We start from the raw sequence: 16,153 nt of genomic DNA on the forward strand, positions 1-16,153 counted from the left end.
TATCTAGATTTGGCGCATGGCGTACGACGAGGGGCTGGCCGGGCGGATCGCCGCGCGCCTGTCCGGCACCGAGACCAAGCGGATGTTCGGCGGCCTGGTGTTCCTGCGCGACGGCTCGATCGTCGCCGGCGTCTACGGCCCGGACCTGCTCGTCCGGGTGGCGGACCCGGCCGCCGAGACGGCCCGCCCGGGCGTGCGCCCCTTCGAGATGGGCGGCCGGCCCACCAGGGGCTTCGTGCTCGTGGACGGCGACGGCCTCGACGACGAGACCCTCGAGGCGTGGCTCACCCGACGCTGACCGGCATCGCGGTGAAGCCCTTGAGCGAGAGGCTGTCGCGGCGCTGCGGCTCGCCGGCGAGCTCGATGCCGGGGAAGCGGCGCGCCAGGGCCGCCAGCGCCACCTGCGCCTCGAGCCGGGCCAGCGGGGCGCCGAGGCAGTAGTGGATGCCGCCGCCGAAGGACAGCGGGCCGTTGTCGTCGCGGGTCAGGCGCAGCTCGTCCGGGTCGGCGAAGCGCTCGGGGTCGCGGTTGCCGGCGCCGAGGTACGCCACGATCCGCTCCCCGGCCTCGACGGTGACCCCGCCGACCTCGACCGGCTCGGTCACCACCCGGGCGCTGAGCTGGACGGGGCTGTCGAAGCGCAGCAGCTCCTCGACCGCCGCCTCCGGCGCCTGCGGCACGAGCGCGAGCTGCCCGGGGTGGGCCAGCAGGGCGGCGAGCCCGTTGGCCAGCAGGTTGGTGGTCGTCTCGAACCCGGCGGCGAACAGCAGCGAGGCGTTGCTGAGCACCTCCTCGTCGGTGAGCCGGTCATCGGCCGCCTGGGCCTGGGTCAGCGCGGTGAGCAGGTCGTCGGCCGGGTCCTGGCGCCGCTCCTGCAGCAGGCCGGCCAGGTAGTCGCGGATCGCGGCGGCGGCCGGGTCGGCCCGCTCGAGCACCTCCGGGGTGATCCGCTCCAGGATCTGGGTCCAGTCGCGCACCAGGGTCTGGAACTGGGCGCGGTCCGCGGCGGGGACGCCGAGCAGCTCGCCGATGACGGCCACCGGCAGCGGGAACGCGAACGCGGCCACGAAGTCGGCCGTCCCGCCCGCGGTCGCGGCCAGGTCGTCGAGCAGGCCGTCGACCATGCGCTCGACGGCCGGGCGCAGGCCCTGCACGCGGCGGGCCGTGAACGCGGAGCTGACCAGGCGGCGCAGGCGGGTGTGGTCGGGCGGGTTGAGCACGAGCATGCTGGTGTACATCAGGCGCAGCGCCGGATGCTCGCGCCAGTCGGGGAACCCGAGGAAGGCCAGCATGTCCGGCGGCATGTGGGCGAGCCGGCCGTCGCGCACCACGGTCTGGCAGTCGGCGTAGCCGGTCACCACCAGGGCGTCGTCGGCGGCCCGCACGATCGGGGAGATCTCCCGCAGCCGGGCGTAGCGCGGATACGGGTCCCGCCGCCCGGTCATCGTGGTCAGCTCGTCGAGCAGTCGCAGTACCTCGTCGTCCCGCACGATCTCGGCCACGCATCCACCATAGCCACTGGCTACCGGAAGCGGCCGATCCGTTCGAACGTCGGGTCGAAGTGCCGCTCCACGCGAGCGCGGCCGTCCTTCCACCAGCCGGCGGCCTCGGCGAGGTCGTCGGCGGCCGGCGAGTCGGCGTCGACGTAGTAGTGCAGGGTCCGCGTGCCGCCGCTGGTCTCGTGGGCGACCAGCACGCCGTCGTCGCCGAGCGCGGTGGCCAGGGCGGTGTCCTCGAACTCCCGCAGGGCCCCGAGGCTCTCGGCCTCCGGCAGCCCGACGGCGTTGGCGTGCACGTACGGCAGCGTGATCGCGACGTGCGTGTCGAAGCGCGGCCAGCGCACCGGGCGCAGCGGCCGCTGGACGGTGGCGATGACCGGGCGGCCGTCGGGCAGGTCGGCGCTGAGCAGGACCCACTGCGGGGTGCGGTACTCCTCGCGCAGCTCGTCGACGGCCGCGATGAGCTCCTCCGGGTCGGTCGACCCGGCCGGCTCCTCGGTCTCCCAGGCGATGCCGCCGATCCACTCCTCGACGCCGTCCTCGCCGAGCAGCCAGTCCAGGCTCAGGTACGTGACCTGGCGGCGGACGCTCTCGCCGAACATGTGGAACGCGGGGTGAAAGACGAACACGTCGATCTCGGGCGCCTCGGGGTCCCGCTTGAACGCGACCCGCAGCTGGCGCAGGTCCAGCTGCACGCCCTCGCCGAGCCCGATCGTGCTGTGCAGCATGCCGGGATCGGCCTGCCGGGAGATGTGGTACTCCCACGTGGCGTCCGGCTCGGGGGCCAGGGCGCCCCAGCGGGCGGCGACGGGGCGAAGCTCCGCCATCCCGCCGGGCGAGACGACCAGGCAGTGCCGGGCGGTGCTCCCGGCGGCGAACTCCCACTGCAGGTCGGGGTGTATCGCCGAGACCCGCCGGTTGAACTGGTCCGAGAGCCGGCCCCAGTCCCCGGACGTGATGGCCGCCTCCACGGCGGGGCGGACCGTGGGCCACCAGGCCCAGAAGTCCACGATCGCGTTGCCGTCCCCGGCGTTGCGCTTCGACCGCCCGAAGATCACGGGATCACCCTAGCGGTGATCCCGGCGGGCCGGGATCACCGTTGCGGCAATTGCTTTTGCGGTGTGCAACGGCTATCGGGCCGCCGCGTGCTCTTTCTTGACCGTCTCGGCCAGGTGGGAGGGCATCGGGTCGTGCCGGACGAAGGCCCGGCTGAACGTGCCGGCGCCCGAGGTCATCGCGCGCAGCTCGACGGCGTAGCGCACGAGCTCGGTCGCCGGCACCTCGGCGCGCACCAGCGTGCGCTCGCGGCCCTCGGGATCGGGCTCGTTGCCCAGCACCCGGCCGCGGCGGCCGGACAGGTCGCTCATGACCGCGCCGACGAACTCGTCGGGCACCCGGATGGTCACCTCGTCGATCGGCTCCAGCAGCGTCGTCTGGCCCTGCTCGGCCGCCTCGCGCAGGGCGAGGGCGCCGGCGGTCTGGAACGCCGCGTCGGAGGAGTCGACCGAGTGCGCCTTGCCGTCGAAGAGCGTCACCCGCACGTCGACGACCGGGTAGCCGGCGACGATGCCGCGCTCCATCTGGGTGCGCACGCCCTTCTCGACCGAGGGGATGTAGTTGTGCGGCACCACGCCGCCGACGATCTTGTCGACGAACTCGAACCCGGTGCCGCGGGGCAGCGGCTCGACCCGGATGTCGCACACGGCGTACTGCCCGTGGCCGCCCGACTGCTTCACGTGCCGGCCGTGGCCCTGGCTCGCCGAGGCGAACGTCTCGCGCAGCGCGACCTTCACCGGCTCGGTGTCGATCTCCACGCCGCCGGCCCGCAACCGGTCCAGCACGACGTCGGCGTGCGCCTCGCCCATGCACCACAGCACCAGCTGGTGCGTCTCGGCGTTGCGCTCCAGCCGCAGCGTCGGGTCGCCGGCGACGAGCCGGCCCAGGTTCTTGGCCAGGGCGTCCTCGTCGGAGCGGGTGCGGGCCACGATGGCGATCGGCAGCAGCGGCTCGGGCATCTCCCAGGGCGCCATGAGCAGCGGCTCCTCCTTGCCGGAGATCGTGTCCCCGGTCTCGGCGGTGCCCGACTTCGTCACCGCGACGAGGTCGCCGGCCACGGCGTGCGGCACCTCGCGCAGGTTGTTGCCCAGCGGGGAGAACAGGTGGGCGAAGCGCTCGTCGGCGTCGTGGTCGGGGTGGCCGCGCTCGGCCATGCCGTGCCCCGAGATGTGCACCGGCTGCTCCGGGCGCAGCGTCCCAGAGAAGACGCGGACCAGGGAGACGCGCCCGACGTACGGGTCGATCGTGGTCTTGACGACCTCGGCGACCAGCGGGCCCTGGGGGTCGCAGGCCAGCGGCGCGTGCGGCTCGCCCTCGACGTCGGTCACCGGCGGCACCACGTGCTCCAGCGGCGACGGGAAGCCGCTGACGAGCACCTCGAGCAGCGCGTCGAGCCCGACGCGGGTCTCGGCGCAGACCGGCACCACCGGGTAGAACGTGGCCCGGGCGACGGCCTTCTCGAGGTCGTCGATGATCACCTGGGTCTCGATCGCCTCGCCGCCGAGGTAGCGCTCCATGAGCGTCTCGTCCTCGCTCTCGGCGATGATCCCCTCGATCAGGGTGTTGCGCGCCTCCTCGATCGCCGGCAGGTGCTCCGGGTCGGGGTCGCGCACCGCGGGCGGGGAGCCGGCGGAGTAGTCGAAGATCCGCTGGGTGATCAGGCCGATGAGCCCCTCGACGCTGGCGCCGTCGTCGCCCAGCATCGGCAGGTACAGCGGCAGGACGTTGTCGCCGAAGACCTCCTGGCAGGTCTGGAGGGTCTCGTCGAAGTCGGCGCGCTGGTGGTCCAGGCGGGTGATCGCGACCGCCCGCGGCATCCCGACGTGCGCGCACTCCTCCCACAGCGCGCCGGTGGCCGCGTCCATGCCGTCCACGGCGGACACGACGAACAGCGCCGCGTCGGCGGCCCGCAGGCCGGCCCGCAGCTCGCCGACGAAGTCGGCGTAGCCGGGCGTGTCGAGCAGGTTGACCTTGACGTTGTCGTGCAGCAGCGGGGCGCACGACAGCGTCACCGACCGCTGCTGTTTCTGCGCCGCCGGGTCGTGGTCGGTCACCGTGGTGCCCTCGGTCACCGACCCGGCCCGCGAGATCGTGCCGGTCGCCGCCAACAGCGCCTCGACCAGCGTCGTCTTGCCCGAGCCGGAGTGGCCGACGACGACCACGTTGCGTACCCTGCCGGGGTCATCAACCACCGGCGCGGTGCCGGTGACACCCTTCTCCTGGACCTTCTGCGCCATCACGCGCCTCCCGAAAGTCTTGCGCTACCTGTGAGCAGTCTCACAGTCACGACCTGTTCACCGATCCCACACCCGAAACATCACCGACACAAGCCCGCGGACGCTCCCACCGAACTCAGGTTTACTCAAGCACCGTGAGCAGTCCCACGTGCCGGTATCCGGCAAGGTCCGCCGCCGTTATCGTGAGAGCGCCATGGCGAAGATCCTTAGCGTAGTCAGCAAGGCCGGACTGGCCCGCGTGCTGGACCCTGTGGCCGCGGCGCTGCTGCGCGCCGGGGTCACGCCCAACGCGGTCACGGTCGCCGGCACCGTCGGCGTGCTCGTCGGCGCCCTCGGCTTCGCCACGCGGGGCTACCTGTTCGCCGCGCTCGTCATCATCACCCTGAGCTGCTTCACGGACATGATCGACGGCGCGATGGCCCGGCGGCGCGGCATCACCAACAAGTTCGGCGCGCTGCTGGACTCCTCCATGGACCGCATCGCCGACGGCGCCATCTTCGGCTCGGTCGCCTTCTACTACGCCACGCAGCACCAGCCCCGGGTCGTCGCGGCCGCGCTGCTGTGCCTGCTCACGGGGCAGGTGGTGTCCTACGTCAAGGCGCGCGCCGAGGGGCTGGGCTTCACCTGCAACGTCGGCATCATCGAGCGCGCCGAGCGGCTCATCGGCATCGGCATCGGCGGGCTGCTGTGGAAGTTCGGCGTCCCCTACGGCCTGGAAGTCGTGATGTGGCTGCTGGCCGCCCTGTCGATCGTGACGATCGGCCAGCGCATCGCCACCGTCTACCGCCAGGCCAACGCGCCCGAGCGGGTCGACGCCCGGTGAACCCGGTCGAGATCGGCTACAGCGCGGCGTTCAGTCTGCTGCCGAAGCTGCCCCGGGGCGTCACCTGGCCCCTGTTCGCCGCCGCGGCGGCGAGCGGGCACCGGGCGTACCGCCGCGGAAAAGCGGGGAAGGGCACCGCCACCCTGGCCCGCAACCTGCGCCGGGTCGTCGGCGAGGAGATGCCGGAGGCGCAGTTCGAGGCGCTGGTGGGCCGGGCCCTGCGCTCCTACGCCCGCTACTACCTCGAGGCGTTCCGGCTGCCGGGCCGCTCCAGGGAACAGATCCTGGCCAGCTTCCGGCTCGAGCGCGGCGAACTGCTCGGGCAGAACCACGCCGCCGGCATCGGCTCGGTCGTCGCGCTGCCCCACGCCGGCAACTGGGACGCCGCCGGGGCGTGGGTCGCCGCCAACGGCTGGCCGATCACCACCGTCGCCGAGCGGCTCAAGCCCGAGAGTGTGTACCTCAAGTTCCTGGCCTTCCGCCGCTCCCTCGGCATGGAGATCCTCCCGCTGTCCGGCGGCGAGCGCCCCACGTTCGACGTGCTCGAGGAGCGCGTGCGGGCGGGGGCGGTGGTCCCGCTGCTGGCCGACCGCGACCTCACCCCGCGCGGGGTCGACGTCGAGTTCTTCGGCGGCCGCACCCGCATGCCGGCCGGCCCGGCGCTGCTCGCGCTGCGCACCGGCGCCCCGCTGTACGTGGTCGACATGTGGTTCGATGCGGACGCGGCGGCCGGGCACCTCTACGGCCCGGTCGAGATGCCGGGCCCGGACGAGGGCGCTCTCGACGCCCGTGTCCGGATCGTCACCCAACGCGTTGCTGATGTGTTTGCCGAGGGAATTGCGCGGCATCCGGAGGATTGGCACATGCTCCAGCGGTTCTGGCTCGACGAGCCGGCCGTCAGCACAGTGGCCTAGGGGAGGGTCGCGTTGCGCATCGGGATCGTCTGCCCGTACTCCTTCGACGTGCCCGGCGGGGTGCAGAACCACGTCCGCGACCTCGCCGAGACCCTCATCGCGCTCGGTCACCACGTCAGCGTCCTCGCGCCCGGCGACGAGGAGGGCATGACGCTGCCGTACGTCGTGCCGGCCGGCCGCACCGTGCCGGTGCCCTACAACGGCTCCGTCGCCCGCGTGTCGTTCGGGCTCATCTCGGCCACCCGGGTGCGGCGCTGGCTGGCCGCCGGCCGCTTCGACGTGCTGCACGTGCACGAGCCGCTCATCCCGAGCCTGTCGATGCTCGCCGTGCTCTCCGCCCGCGGCCCGGTCGTGGCCACCTTCCACACCGCCATGACCCGCTCGCGCGCGCTCGCCGCCGCCCAGGGCGTCCTGCAGCTGGTGCTGGAGAAGATCACCGGGCGGATCGCGGTCAGCGAGCTGGCGCGCAAGGTCCAGGTCGAGCACCTGGGCGGCAGCGCGTGGGAGATTCCCAACGGGGTGCAGGCGTCGAAGTACCGCGACGCCGTGCCCCTGCCCGGCTGGCCCGGTCCGGGCGGGGCGCTCGGCTTCATCGGCCGCTTCACGGAGCCGAGGAAGGGTTTCCGGTACCTCCTGTCGGCCTTCGAGACGCTGGCCGCCGACCGCCCGGGCCTGCGCCTGCTGGTGGCCGGCCCAGGTGACATTTCTGACATTTCCGAAATGTCGGATGTTGTGCGCGAGCGGGCCGTCTTCCTCGGCAAGGTCTCCGAGGAGGACAAGGCGCGGATGCTGCGCAGCGTCGACCTCTACGTCGCGCCCAACACGGGCGGCGAGTCGTTCGGCATGATCCTCACCGAGGCGATGGCGGCCGGCACGCCGGTGGTGGCCAGCGAGCTCGACGCGTTCCGGCGCGTCCTGGACGGCGGCGAGGCCGGCGCGCTGTTCCCCGTCGGCGACGCCGACGCCCTGGCCCGCACCGCGGCCGCGCTGCTGGACGACCCGGCCCGCCGCGCGGCCCTCGCCGCCCGGGGCGCCGAGGTGGTGGCCGCCTACGACTGGCCGGTCGTCGCCGAGCGGGTCCTGGAGGTGTACTCCACCGCGATCGAGGTTGCCGGAGCCACCGTGCAGGAGTCCGTCCCGTAGGCTGCGCCGCATGTGGTGGGTGATCGCCGTGGTGGCCCTGGTGGTCGCGGTGGCCACCTACCTGACGTGGCTGGCGGCCCGGGTCGACCGGCTGCACGCGCGGGCGGCGGCGGCCTACGCCACGCTCGACGCCCACCTGGTGCGCCGGGCCGCGGCCGCGGTGGCGCTCGCCGAGGCCGCCCAGTTGCCCACGCTCATGTACGCGGCCAAGATCGCCCTGGACGCCCAGCCCGACGACCGCGAGGTGGCCGAGAACGACCTCACCCGGCACCTGCGCTCGGACCTGGGCAACCCCCCGTCCGACGTCACGGAGGCGCTCATCCAGACGAGCCGCCGGGTGGCGCTGGCCCGGCAGGTGCACAACGACGTGGTACGCGACGCCCTGGCCGTTCGCCGCCGGCCGCTCATCCGGCTCTTCCGTCTCGCCCGGAAACACCCGGTTCCTGCCTATTTCGACGTGGACGATCCGTCGCTGTCCTGATTCGTGGGCCGCGGGGTTGCCATTGGCCGTCGGGCCGGGTGAGGGCGCGGGCGTAAACTTCAGGGTGAATCCAGCTTTTCCCCGTTAGGAGTGCACCGTCGTGTCCGCACCCAGTTCGCCGGTCACCGGCACGGCCCGCGTCAAGCGCGGCATGGCCGAGATGCTCAAGGGCGGCGTCATCATGGACGTCGTCACCCCCGAGCAGGCCAAGATCGCGGAGGACGCCGGCGCCGTCGCCGTCATGGCGCTCGAGCGGGTCCCCGCCGACATCCGCGCCCAGGGCGGCGTGTCCCGCATGAGCGACCCGGACATGATCGACGGCATCATCGGCGCCGTGTCCATCCCGGTCATGGCGAAGGCCCGCATCGGGCACTTCGTCGAGGCCCAGGTGCTGCAGGCCCTCGGCGTCGACTACGTCGACGAGTCCGAGGTGCTGACCCCGGCCGACTTCGCCAACCACATCGACAAGTGGGCGTTCACGGTGCCGTTCGTGTGCGGCGCGACCAACCTCGGCGAGGCGCTGCGGCGCATCAACGAGGGCGCGGCCATGATCCGCTCCAAGGGCGAGGCCGGCACCGGCGACGTCTCCAACGCGACCACCCACATGCGCAAGATCCGCGCCGAGATCCGCCGGCTCACCTCGCTGCCCGAGGACGAGCTGTTCGTCGCGGCCAAGGAGCTGCAGGCGCCGTACGAGCTGGTCAAGGAGGTCGCCGAGGCCGGCCGGCTGCCCGTCGTGCTGTTCACCGCCGGCGGCATCGCCACCCCGGCCGACGCGGCCATGATGATGCAGCTCGGCGCCGAGGGCGTCTTCGTCGGCTCGGGCATCTTCAAGTCCGGCAACCCGCAGCAGCGCGCCGCGGCGATCGTCAAGGCCACCACCTTCTACGACGACCCGGACGTGATCGCCAAGGTCTCCCGCGGCCTGGGCGAGGCCATGGTCGGCATCAACGTCGACGAGATCCCGCAGCCGCACCGTCTCGCCGAGCGGGGCTGGTGACCATCGTGAATGGTCCGGAGCGCAGCGGAGGAGCCATTCACCAGTGGACCCGGTTGTGATCATCGGCGTGCTCGCCCTGCAGGGCGATACCCGCGAACACCTGCACGCGGTGGCCGAGCTCGACGCGGTCGGCCGCCCCGTGCGCCGGGCCGACGAGCTCGACTCGGTCGACGCGCTGATCATCCCCGGCGGGGAGTCCACCACGATGAGCAAGCTCGCGGTGGAGTTCGGCCTGCTGGAGCCCGTTCGCAAGCGGATCGCCGCCGGGATGCCGGTCTACGGCTCGTGCGCCGGCATGATCATGCTGGCCTCCTCGATCCTCGACGGCCGGGCCGACCAGGTCCCCTTCGGCGGGATCGACATGACCGTCCGCCGCAACGCGTTCGGCCGGCAGGTCGACTCGTTCGAGGGCTCGGTGGACATTTCGGGCATTGACGGGGGTTCGTTCCAGGCCGTCTTCATCCGGGCGCCCTGGGTCGAGAGCGTCGAGGACACGGTCGAGGTACTGGGCCGTGTGAAAGACGGTCCCGCCGCCGGTAGGATTGTCGCGGTTCGGCAGCAGCACCTGCTTGCGACATCCTTCCACCCCGAGCTCACCGGCGACCTGCGCGTCCATCGGTACTTCGTGGAGATGGCGCGCGAGGCGGGTAAGACGACGGAGGGTTAGGCATGTCGGGGCACTCAAAATGGGCGACCACCAAGCACAAGAAGGCGGTCATCGACGCCAAGCGTGGGAAGCTCTTTGCCCGCCTGATCAAGAACGTCGAGGTGGCCGCCCGCACGGGCGGCGGCGACCCGGCCGGCAACCCCACGCTCTTCGACGCCATCCAGAAGGCCAAGAAGAACTCGGTTCCGAACGACAACATCAACAACGCGGTCAAGCGCGGCTCGGGCCTCATCGGCGGCGGCGCCGACTGGCAGACGGCGATGTACGAGGGCTACGGCCCCAACGGCGTCGCCATCCTCATCGAGTGCCTGACGGACAACCGCAACCGCGCCTCGACCGAGGTCCGCGTGGCCCTCACGCGCAACGGCGGCAGCCTGGCCGACGCCGGCAGCGTGTCGTACATGTTCACCCGCAAGGGCGTCATCATCGTCCCGAAGGCCGGCGAGCTGACCGAGGACGACCTCCTGCTGGCCGTCCTGGACGCCGGCGCCGAGGAGGTCAACGACCTGGGCGAGGCCTTCGAGATCATCTGCGAGGCCTCCGACCTGATCCCGGTCCGCACCGCCCTGCAGGACGCCGGCATCGACTACGAGTCGGCCGAGTCCTCCTTCGTCCCGAGCGTGACGGTCCCCCTGGACGAGGAGGGCGCCCGCAAGGTCTTCAAGGTGATCGACGCCCTGGAGGACTGCGACGACGTCCAGAACGTGTACGCCAACTTCGACGTCTCCGACGAGGTCATGGCCCTGGTAGAGGCCTGATCTTCGCGTTCTCGCACCGTGGCGCCCCCGCTTCCGGCGGGGGCGCCGGTTTCGTTCAGTGCTGCTCGGCCGCCACCGCGGGCTTGCTCGGGACGGCGTCCGGCGGCGGTGCCGGGCGCGCGGTGCGGGCCAGGGGGGCCAGAGCCGCCAGGAACAGCGCCGGGCTCAGCAGGCTCAGCGGGCCCACGCCGAGGATCAGAAAGGCGGCCACCGCGGCCGCCGTGAGCACCTGGGTCCACCAGCGGGCCCGGCGGGTCACGGCCGCGGCGACCGCCGTTGCGATCAGGCCCAGGAACGTCAGGGCCATGCCCGGCAGAACCCAGCCCAGCGTGAACGGGGCGTAGTCGCCCAGGGCGGCGTCCACCCGCTCGGCCGTCGGGCGGTCCAGGGCCGTGGCCGCCGCGATCGTCGTGTAGCCGCCGACCATCAGGGCCGAGAAGTTGATCAGGGCCAGTGCCGTCACCGCGCCGATGATGCGGGGCCACCGCGAAGGCGTGCGGGTCAGGTGCAGTACCGCCGGAATGAAGGCGATCCAGGAAAGGTGCAGCAGCAGGGCGCTCGCCTGGGCCTGGGCCGGGTGCGACAGCGAGCCGTCCAGGCCGGGGGAGAAGCCGGGGACCGTGGCCAGGCCCGCGGCGAACAGCAGCGGGGCGGCGACCAGGCCCGCGCGGCCGCAGCGGTCCACGAAACGGCCGAAGACGTCCGGGCCGTCGCCGGGGCGGGACATCCGGAATGCGGCCGCCGTGTAGGCGGCCAGCATCACCGCCGGGCCGAGCAGGGACAGCGGCAGCGCGGAGATCGCGAACAGGAAGTACAGCGCCGTGCCGAGCAGCGCCGCGCCCGCCGTCCACCAGTCGATGACCCGCGCGCGGGCCGCGGCGATCGGGGTCAGGACCAGCGCCAGCGCCCAGCCGGCCAGGCCGGGGACCTGCCAGCCCCACTGCGCCCATGCCAGCGACTGGAACGCCTCGTCCGCGCGGCGGACCGCGTCGTCCGGCAGCTGCTGCTCCAGGGCCAGGACCCACAGGTCCGCGGCCATCAGCGCGGAGAACGTCGTCAGGCCGATCACGACCGCGAACCACGCGACGCGGGCCAGCACGGCGCCGCGGGCGCGGATCGGGGACAGCAGCGCCAGCAGGCCGGGCACGAACAGGGCCCACGCCGAGTGCAGCAGCACCGCGTGCCACTGCAGGGCCTCGGGGTGGGCGCGGTACACGCCGTAGCCCTGCGCGTCGCCCAGGGCCGGGTCCACAGCCGTCGCCGCCAGCAGGGCCAGCGACGCCAATATCAGCAGGAACCGCATCGGGTTCTCCCATCGTCTCTACACGATCGGGCGGCGGTACCTGCAGTGGCGCCGGACCGGGCTCGCGCTCGTGCTGGGGATCGGGCTGACGTACTGGGGCGTCGACCCGGCCGACCCGATGGGGGCGTTTTTCTTCCCGCTGGCGCCCTGGGGGCTGGGGGTGGCGGTCGCGGTACAGCAGCGGCGCAACGCCGACGCCGCCGGCGCCCGGGCGGCGATCCGCGAGCAGCGCGCCCGCGAGGCGGTGATGGAGGAGCGCGTGCGCATCGCCCGCGAGCTGCACGACATGGTCGCGCACAGCGTCACCGTCATGGTCATCCAGGCCGGCGTGGTGCGCCGCCGGCTGGACGCCGGGCTGCCGGTCGACGGGGACCTGCTGCGCAGCATCGAGTCGTCCGGGCGCGACGCCGTCGGGGAGCTGCGCCGCACGCTCGGGCTGCTGCGCGGCGAGGGCGCCGCGGACCCGCCGGCCGGGCTGGAGCGGCTCGAGGAGCTGCTGGCCCAGATGCGCGAGGCCGGGCTGGCGGTGACCCTGCGGCGCGAGGGCGAGGGGGCGCCGCTGCCGACGGCGGCGGACCTGTCGGCGTACCGGATCGTGCAGGAGGCCCTGACGAACGTCCTCAAGCACGCCGGGCCGACCGCGGTCACCGTCGGCGTGCGCCACGGCGCCGACGGCCTGCACCTCAGCGTCGTCGACGAGGGCGGCCGGACCCCCGCGCCGATCGACGGGGCCGGCCAGGGCCTCATCGGCATGCGCGAACGGGCCGCGCTGTTCGGCGGCACCCTCGAGGCCGGACCGCGCCCGGGCTAGCCGCCGAGCTCGCGGGTCGCCTGCCGGAGGTAGTGGTCGACCTGGTTGCGGTCGTAGCCGCGCAGGACGACGGTGAAGCGGGTCGCGCCGACCGCCGCCAGCGCCGCCGCGCGGTCGGCCGGGTCGCCACCGGCCAGCGCGGACTCGACCTGCGCGAAGAGCGCCTGGACCGCGACGGCGTCGTAGCCGCGCAGCACGTGCTGGAACGGGACGTCCATGTCCGCAACCTCCAGGGTGGGAGCGGGGCGGGGCTCGTCCGCCCGGGCGATGTAGTCGTCGACCCGGGCGCGGTCGTAGCCGCGGCCGGCCAGCGGCAGCGGCGTGGCGCGGGCGTGGGCCAGGGCGGCGGCGTGGGCCGGCACGTCGGCGGTGACGATCGCCCGCTCGACCGGGACCAGCAGCCGCTCGACGTCGCGGGTGCGGTAGCCGGGGCGCGAGTAGCCGAACTGCAGCGCGTAACCGGGGCGCTCGCCGTCCGGCTCGATCACCGCGATGGCGTGGTCGGCCGGGAAGCGCAGGCGCTTGACGGCGTTGCCGGCCATCACGGCGCCGAGGATGACCGGCCACAGGATGATCCGGTCGACCCGGTGCCGGGCGGCGACAACGGCCGCGCCGCCCGCGATCAGCAGGATGCCGGACGCGAGCAGCGCGAGGTAGGCGGGTCGAAGCGGGCCCTTCAGTGCCACGCTTCGATCATGTGACCGCTAGTCAAATGCGACCCGGAGGTGGCGGGGGCCGCGCAGGACGGCGCTGATGCGGTACACCGGCGGATCCTCCAGCAGGCGGGCGCGGGCCAGGACCGGGGCGAGCGCGCGCAGTGCGAGCTGCGCCTCCAGGCGGGCCAGCGGGGCGCCGTAGCAGTAGTGGATGCCGTCGCCGAAGCCGAGGTGCTGGGCGATGCGGCGATCCGGGTTGAAGCGGTCCGGGTCGGTGAACTGCTCCGGGTCGCGGTTGCCGGCGGCCAGCACCAGGGTGATGTTCGCGCCCTTCGGGATGATGGTGCCCCCGATCGGGATGTCGGCCAGGGCCGTGCGCCACGGGAGCATCTGCACCGGAGGGTCGTAGCGCAGCACCTCCTCGATCAGCGGCGCGATGAGGGCGGGGTCGGCGAGCAGGCGCTCGAGCCACAACGGCTGGCGCAGCAGGACCAGCGCGGTGTTGGCGATCAGGTTCACGGTCGTCTCGTGGCCGGCGATGAGCAGCAGCATCGCGGTGGAGACGAGCTCGGCGCGGGTCATACGGCCCTCGGGGCCGTCGTCGGTGGCCAGGGCCGAGAGCATGTCGTCGCCGGGGTCGGCGATGCGGCGGTCGACGAGGTCGCCGAGGTACTGCGCCAGCTCCCCGAGGGCGGCGCGGTCCGGGGTGATGGCCGTCAGGGCGGCGTCGATCCAGGCGCGGAAGCGCGGCTCGTCCTCCAGCGGCACGCCGAGCAGCGCGCAGATGACGCGGACCGGCAGCGGGTACGCGAACTGGTCCACGAGGTCCGCGGTGGACGGCGGGAGCTCGGCGATGAGGCCGGCCGCCAGGTCCTCGAGGGTCGGCTGCAGGTCGGCGACCCGGTGCGGGGTGTGCGGCGGGCCGAACGGGCGCATCGCGATGCGGCGCATCCGGTCGTGGCCGGGCGGGTCCAGGCGCAGGAAGCTCGGCGGCAGGCCGAGCAGCTCGTGCGGGTCGTTCTCGGAGACCGCCGAGCTGATCCGCGGGTCGTGCAGCAGCGCGGAGATCTCCCGGAACGTGCTCACGACGTAGGTGCCGTCCGCCTGGCGGGTGACCGGGGTGCGCCGCAGCGAGGTGTACAGCGGATACGGGTCGTGCCGGTTGACCGGGTCGAGCACGGCGCTGAACACCGAACCGACGGACGTCGTCATGCGATGCTCCTCACGATGGCCGGGCGGTGGCCGGTGACCACGACGGTGGCGTCGCGGGCCAGCAGCTTCTGGTCCGGCACCTCGGCCGGCACGGGCAGCACGTCGTCGGGGCGGTCGACGGTCGGGAACTCGGGCGGGAACGGCGCCGCCTGCTCGATGAGCCGCTGGTAGAACGGCAGCCACTTGGCCTGGTTGAAGGTGACCGCGCCGGTGATGCGGCCCTTGTACCCGTACGCCGCCGTGAACCGGCGCTCCTCCACCGAGCCCTGGGTGATGACGACCTCGTCGGCGAAGGTCGGTACCCCCACGGACTTGATGTTGTGCCCGAACTGCAGCGACCAGAACTTCGGCATGTGCAGGTGCGGCCAGCGGTCCGACTCGTCGCTGACCATGTTGTGCGCGGCCACCTCGGCCTGCTCCACGGCGTTGGCCCAGTGCTCCAGGGCCAGAAACTGGTAGCCGAACATCGCGTTGGGTGCCCGGGCCACGTCGCCGGCGACGAAGACGTCGTCGGTCACCAGGCCGTTGATGTCGAACGCGCGGCAGCCGGCGTCGCAGGCCACGCCCCACGGGCCGACGGCCAGGCCGGAGCGCTCGAGCCACTCGACGTTGCGGATGCCGCCGAGCGCGGCGACGACGACGTCGACCTCGATCGAGGAGCCATCGGAGAGCCGGGCCCGGCGGACCCGGCCGGCGGAGCCCTCGATCGCCTCGACGGTGACCCCGCAGCGCAGGTCGACGCCGTGCTCGCGCTGGATCTCGGCGGCGATCGAGCCGATGACGCCGCCCAGCGCGCCGGCCAGCGGCGTCGGCGCGGTCTCGGCCACGGTGACGTCGAGGCCGAGCGAGCGGGCGGTGGAGGCCACCTCCGAGCCCGTGAAGCCCGCCCCGACCACGAGCACCCGCGGCCGCTCGCCGGTGCCGGGGCAGAGCCGGTGCTGGAGGCGGACGGCGTCGTCGCGGGTGCGCAGCAGGAACATGCCGTCCAGGGCCGCCTCGACCGGGTCGGGCCACGGCCGGGCCCGCACGCCGGTGGTGATGAGCAGCCGGTCGAACGGCACCGACGAGCCGTCGCTGAGCTGCACCCGGCGGACGGGCAGGTCCAGGCCGATCGCCCGCACGCCGAGGCGCCACTGCGCGTCGAGGTCGTCGCGGCGCGGCAGCCCGGTCCCGTCGGGCCGGACGTTGCCGCTGAGCGCCTGCTTCGACAGCGGCGGGCGGTCGTAGGGACCGTACGGCTCGTCCTCGATCATCGTCAGCGAGCCCGCGTAGCCCTCCTCGCGCAGCGCCTCGGCCGCGCGCAGCCCGGCCAGCGACGCGCCGACGATGACGATCCGCCCGGCGCCCGGCGCGGTGTGTATCGGCGGCATGTCCTGCGTCGACAGCCGGTCGATCTGAATGGCCTGCACCGGGCAGGCCGCGGCCGCGCGGCTGACCCGCTCGCGCTGCTCGTCCGACGGCTCCGGGTCGTAGAGCAGGGCCTCGTCGCCCTGCATCTGGAACGCGGACGGCGCCAGGAAGGCGCACTGGGCGTACCCCTGGCACTTCGTGAGGTCGACAACCACGCGCATGGGTCCACGGTGCCCGGCGGCC

Annotated in this window: 16 protein-coding genes; 9 read left to right on the forward strand and 7 right to left on the reverse strand. The window is 73.2% G+C overall.

The window, feature by feature from the left end; genetic code table 11:
- Positions 1–16: 16 nt before the first annotated feature.
- A complete protein-coding gene (locus ACQEVU_RS05585) occupies positions 17–298 on the forward strand; it encodes a TfoX/Sxy family protein (RefSeq protein ID WP_433321438.1) in 282 nt (93 codons plus the stop codon).
- On the opposite strand, the gene ACQEVU_RS05590 is transcribed toward ACQEVU_RS05585, so the two are convergent.
- From ACQEVU_RS05590 to ACQEVU_RS05600, 3 genes are all read right to left on the reverse strand, one after another.
- On the reverse strand, positions 285–1,445 hold the full coding sequence (locus ACQEVU_RS05590) for a cytochrome P450 (protein ID WP_433334804.1): 1,161 nt from the start codon (positions 1,443–1,445) through the stop codon (positions 285–287). The genes ACQEVU_RS05585 and ACQEVU_RS05590 overlap by 14 nt on opposite strands.
- Before the next feature lie 77 nt (positions 1,446–1,522).
- The gene (locus ACQEVU_RS05595) at positions 1,523–2,557 is read right to left on the reverse strand and encodes a DUF695 domain-containing protein (protein ID WP_433321440.1); all 1,035 of its coding nucleotides are present in this window, start codon (positions 2,555–2,557) and stop codon (positions 1,523–1,525) included.
- Positions 2,558–2,629: 72 nt separating this feature from the next.
- Positions 2,630–4,792: an elongation factor G-like protein EF-G2 gene (locus tag ACQEVU_RS05600; protein WP_433321441.1), complete on the reverse strand. Its 2,163-nt coding sequence runs from the start codon at positions 4,790–4,792 to the stop codon at positions 2,630–2,632.
- 193 nt (positions 4,793–4,985) lie between these two features.
- Between ACQEVU_RS05600 and pgsA the strand changes: the two genes are divergently transcribed.
- The 7 genes from pgsA (at position 4,986) to ACQEVU_RS05635 (ending at position 10,578) form a co-directional block, all read left to right on the forward strand.
- Complete coding sequence (gene pgsA / locus ACQEVU_RS05605; protein WP_433321443.1) at positions 4,986–5,615, forward strand: phosphatidylinositol phosphate synthase; 630 nt, start codon at positions 4,986–4,988, stop codon at positions 5,613–5,615.
- Positions 5,612–6,529, forward strand: a complete 918-nt coding sequence (locus ACQEVU_RS05610; RefSeq protein ID WP_433321445.1) for a phosphatidylinositol mannoside acyltransferase — start codon at positions 5,612–5,614, stop codon at positions 6,527–6,529. Before pgsA ends, ACQEVU_RS05610 begins: the two co-directional genes overlap by 4 nt.
- 12 nt (positions 6,530–6,541) lie before the next feature.
- Complete coding sequence (locus tag ACQEVU_RS05615; protein WP_433321447.1) at positions 6,542–7,672, forward strand: glycosyltransferase family 4 protein; 1,131 nt, start codon at positions 6,542–6,544, stop codon at positions 7,670–7,672.
- A 10-nt stretch (positions 7,673–7,682) separates the two neighbouring features.
- Positions 7,683–8,153, forward strand: coding sequence for a hypothetical protein (locus ACQEVU_RS05620; RefSeq protein ID WP_433321449.1), 471 nt, complete (start codon positions 7,683–7,685; stop codon positions 8,151–8,153).
- Positions 8,154–8,253: 100 nt separating this feature from the next.
- Positions 8,254–9,153, forward strand: coding sequence for a pyridoxal 5'-phosphate synthase lyase subunit PdxS (gene pdxS / locus ACQEVU_RS05625; RefSeq protein ID WP_433321451.1), 900 nt, complete (start codon positions 8,254–8,256; stop codon positions 9,151–9,153).
- A 43-nt stretch (positions 9,154–9,196) separates the two neighbouring features.
- Entirely contained in the window at positions 9,197–9,820 is a 624-nt protein-coding gene (pdxT, locus tag ACQEVU_RS05630; protein WP_433321453.1) for a pyridoxal 5'-phosphate synthase glutaminase subunit PdxT, read from the forward strand.
- Positions 9,821–9,822: 2 nt separating this feature from the next.
- The gene (locus tag ACQEVU_RS05635; RefSeq protein ID WP_392810505.1) at positions 9,823–10,578 is read left to right on the forward strand and encodes a YebC/PmpR family DNA-binding transcriptional regulator; all 756 of its coding nucleotides are present in this window, start codon (positions 9,823–9,825) and stop codon (positions 10,576–10,578) included.
- A 55-nt stretch (positions 10,579–10,633) separates the two neighbouring features.
- On the opposite strand, the gene ACQEVU_RS05640 is transcribed toward ACQEVU_RS05635, so the two are convergent.
- A complete protein-coding gene (locus ACQEVU_RS05640; protein ID WP_433321456.1) occupies positions 10,634–11,881 on the reverse strand; it encodes a hypothetical protein in 1,248 nt (415 codons plus the stop codon).
- 70 nt (positions 11,882–11,951) lie between these two features.
- Here ACQEVU_RS05640 and ACQEVU_RS05645 point away from each other — a divergent pair, with 70 nt between their 5' ends.
- On the forward strand, positions 11,952–12,692 hold the full coding sequence (locus ACQEVU_RS05645) for a sensor histidine kinase (RefSeq protein ID WP_433321458.1): 741 nt from the start codon (positions 11,952–11,954) through the stop codon (positions 12,690–12,692).
- On the opposite strand, the gene ACQEVU_RS05650 is transcribed toward ACQEVU_RS05645, so the two are convergent.
- From ACQEVU_RS05650 to ACQEVU_RS05660, 3 genes are read right to left on the reverse strand one after another with little or no spacing between them, the layout of a single operon-like run.
- Complete coding sequence (locus ACQEVU_RS05650; RefSeq protein WP_433321459.1) at positions 12,689–13,378, reverse strand: DivIVA domain-containing protein; 690 nt, start codon at positions 13,376–13,378, stop codon at positions 12,689–12,691. The two genes, ACQEVU_RS05645 and ACQEVU_RS05650, sit on opposite strands and share 4 nt — an antisense overlap.
- Positions 13,379–13,396: 18 nt before the next feature.
- Entirely contained in the window at positions 13,397–14,560 is a 1,164-nt protein-coding gene (locus ACQEVU_RS05655) for a cytochrome P450 (protein ID WP_433321461.1), read from the reverse strand.
- The gene (locus tag ACQEVU_RS05660; RefSeq protein ID WP_433321463.1) at positions 14,557–16,131 is read right to left on the reverse strand and encodes an FAD-dependent oxidoreductase; all 1,575 of its coding nucleotides are present in this window, start codon (positions 16,129–16,131) and stop codon (positions 14,557–14,559) included. The genes ACQEVU_RS05655 and ACQEVU_RS05660 overlap by 4 nt, the downstream gene beginning before the upstream one ends.
- Positions 16,132–16,153 lie beyond the last annotated feature (22 nt).

It is taken from the genome of Dactylosporangium sp. CA-139066, assembly GCF_050936175.1.
GTDB lineage: Bacteria > Actinomycetota > Actinomycetes > Mycobacteriales > Micromonosporaceae > Dactylosporangium.

Excerpts from the sequence above, each read along its gene's own strand:
- pgsA (WP_433321443.1), top strand. The coding sequence starts at position 4,986 with ATGGCGAAGATCCTTAGCGTAGTCAGCAAGGCCGGACTGGCCCGCGTG.
- ACQEVU_RS05585 (WP_433321438.1), top strand. The coding sequence starts at position 17 with ATGGCGTACGACGAGGGGCTGGCCGGGCGGATCGCCGCGCGCCTGTCC.
- ACQEVU_RS05635 (WP_392810505.1), top strand. The coding sequence starts at position 9,823 with ATGTCGGGGCACTCAAAATGGGCGACCACCAAGCACAAGAAGGCGGTC.
- ACQEVU_RS05660 (WP_433321463.1), bottom strand. The coding sequence starts at position 16,131 with ATGCGCGTGGTTGTCGACCTCACGAAGTGCCAGGGGTACGCCCAGTGC.
- ACQEVU_RS05640 (WP_433321456.1), bottom strand. The coding sequence starts at position 11,881 with ATGCGGTTCCTGCTGATATTGGCGTCGCTGGCCCTGCTGGCGGCGACG.
- ACQEVU_RS05655 (WP_433321461.1), bottom strand. The coding sequence starts at position 14,560 with ATGACGACGTCCGTCGGTTCGGTGTTCAGCGCCGTGCTCGACCCGGTC.
- ACQEVU_RS05620 (WP_433321449.1), top strand. The coding sequence starts at position 7,683 with ATGTGGTGGGTGATCGCCGTGGTGGCCCTGGTGGTCGCGGTGGCCACC.
- ACQEVU_RS05590 (WP_433334804.1), bottom strand. The coding sequence starts at position 1,445 with ATGACCGGGCGGCGGGACCCGTATCCGCGCTACGCCCGGCTGCGGGAG.
- ACQEVU_RS05600 (WP_433321441.1), bottom strand. The coding sequence starts at position 4,792 with ATGGCGCAGAAGGTCCAGGAGAAGGGTGTCACCGGCACCGCGCCGGTG.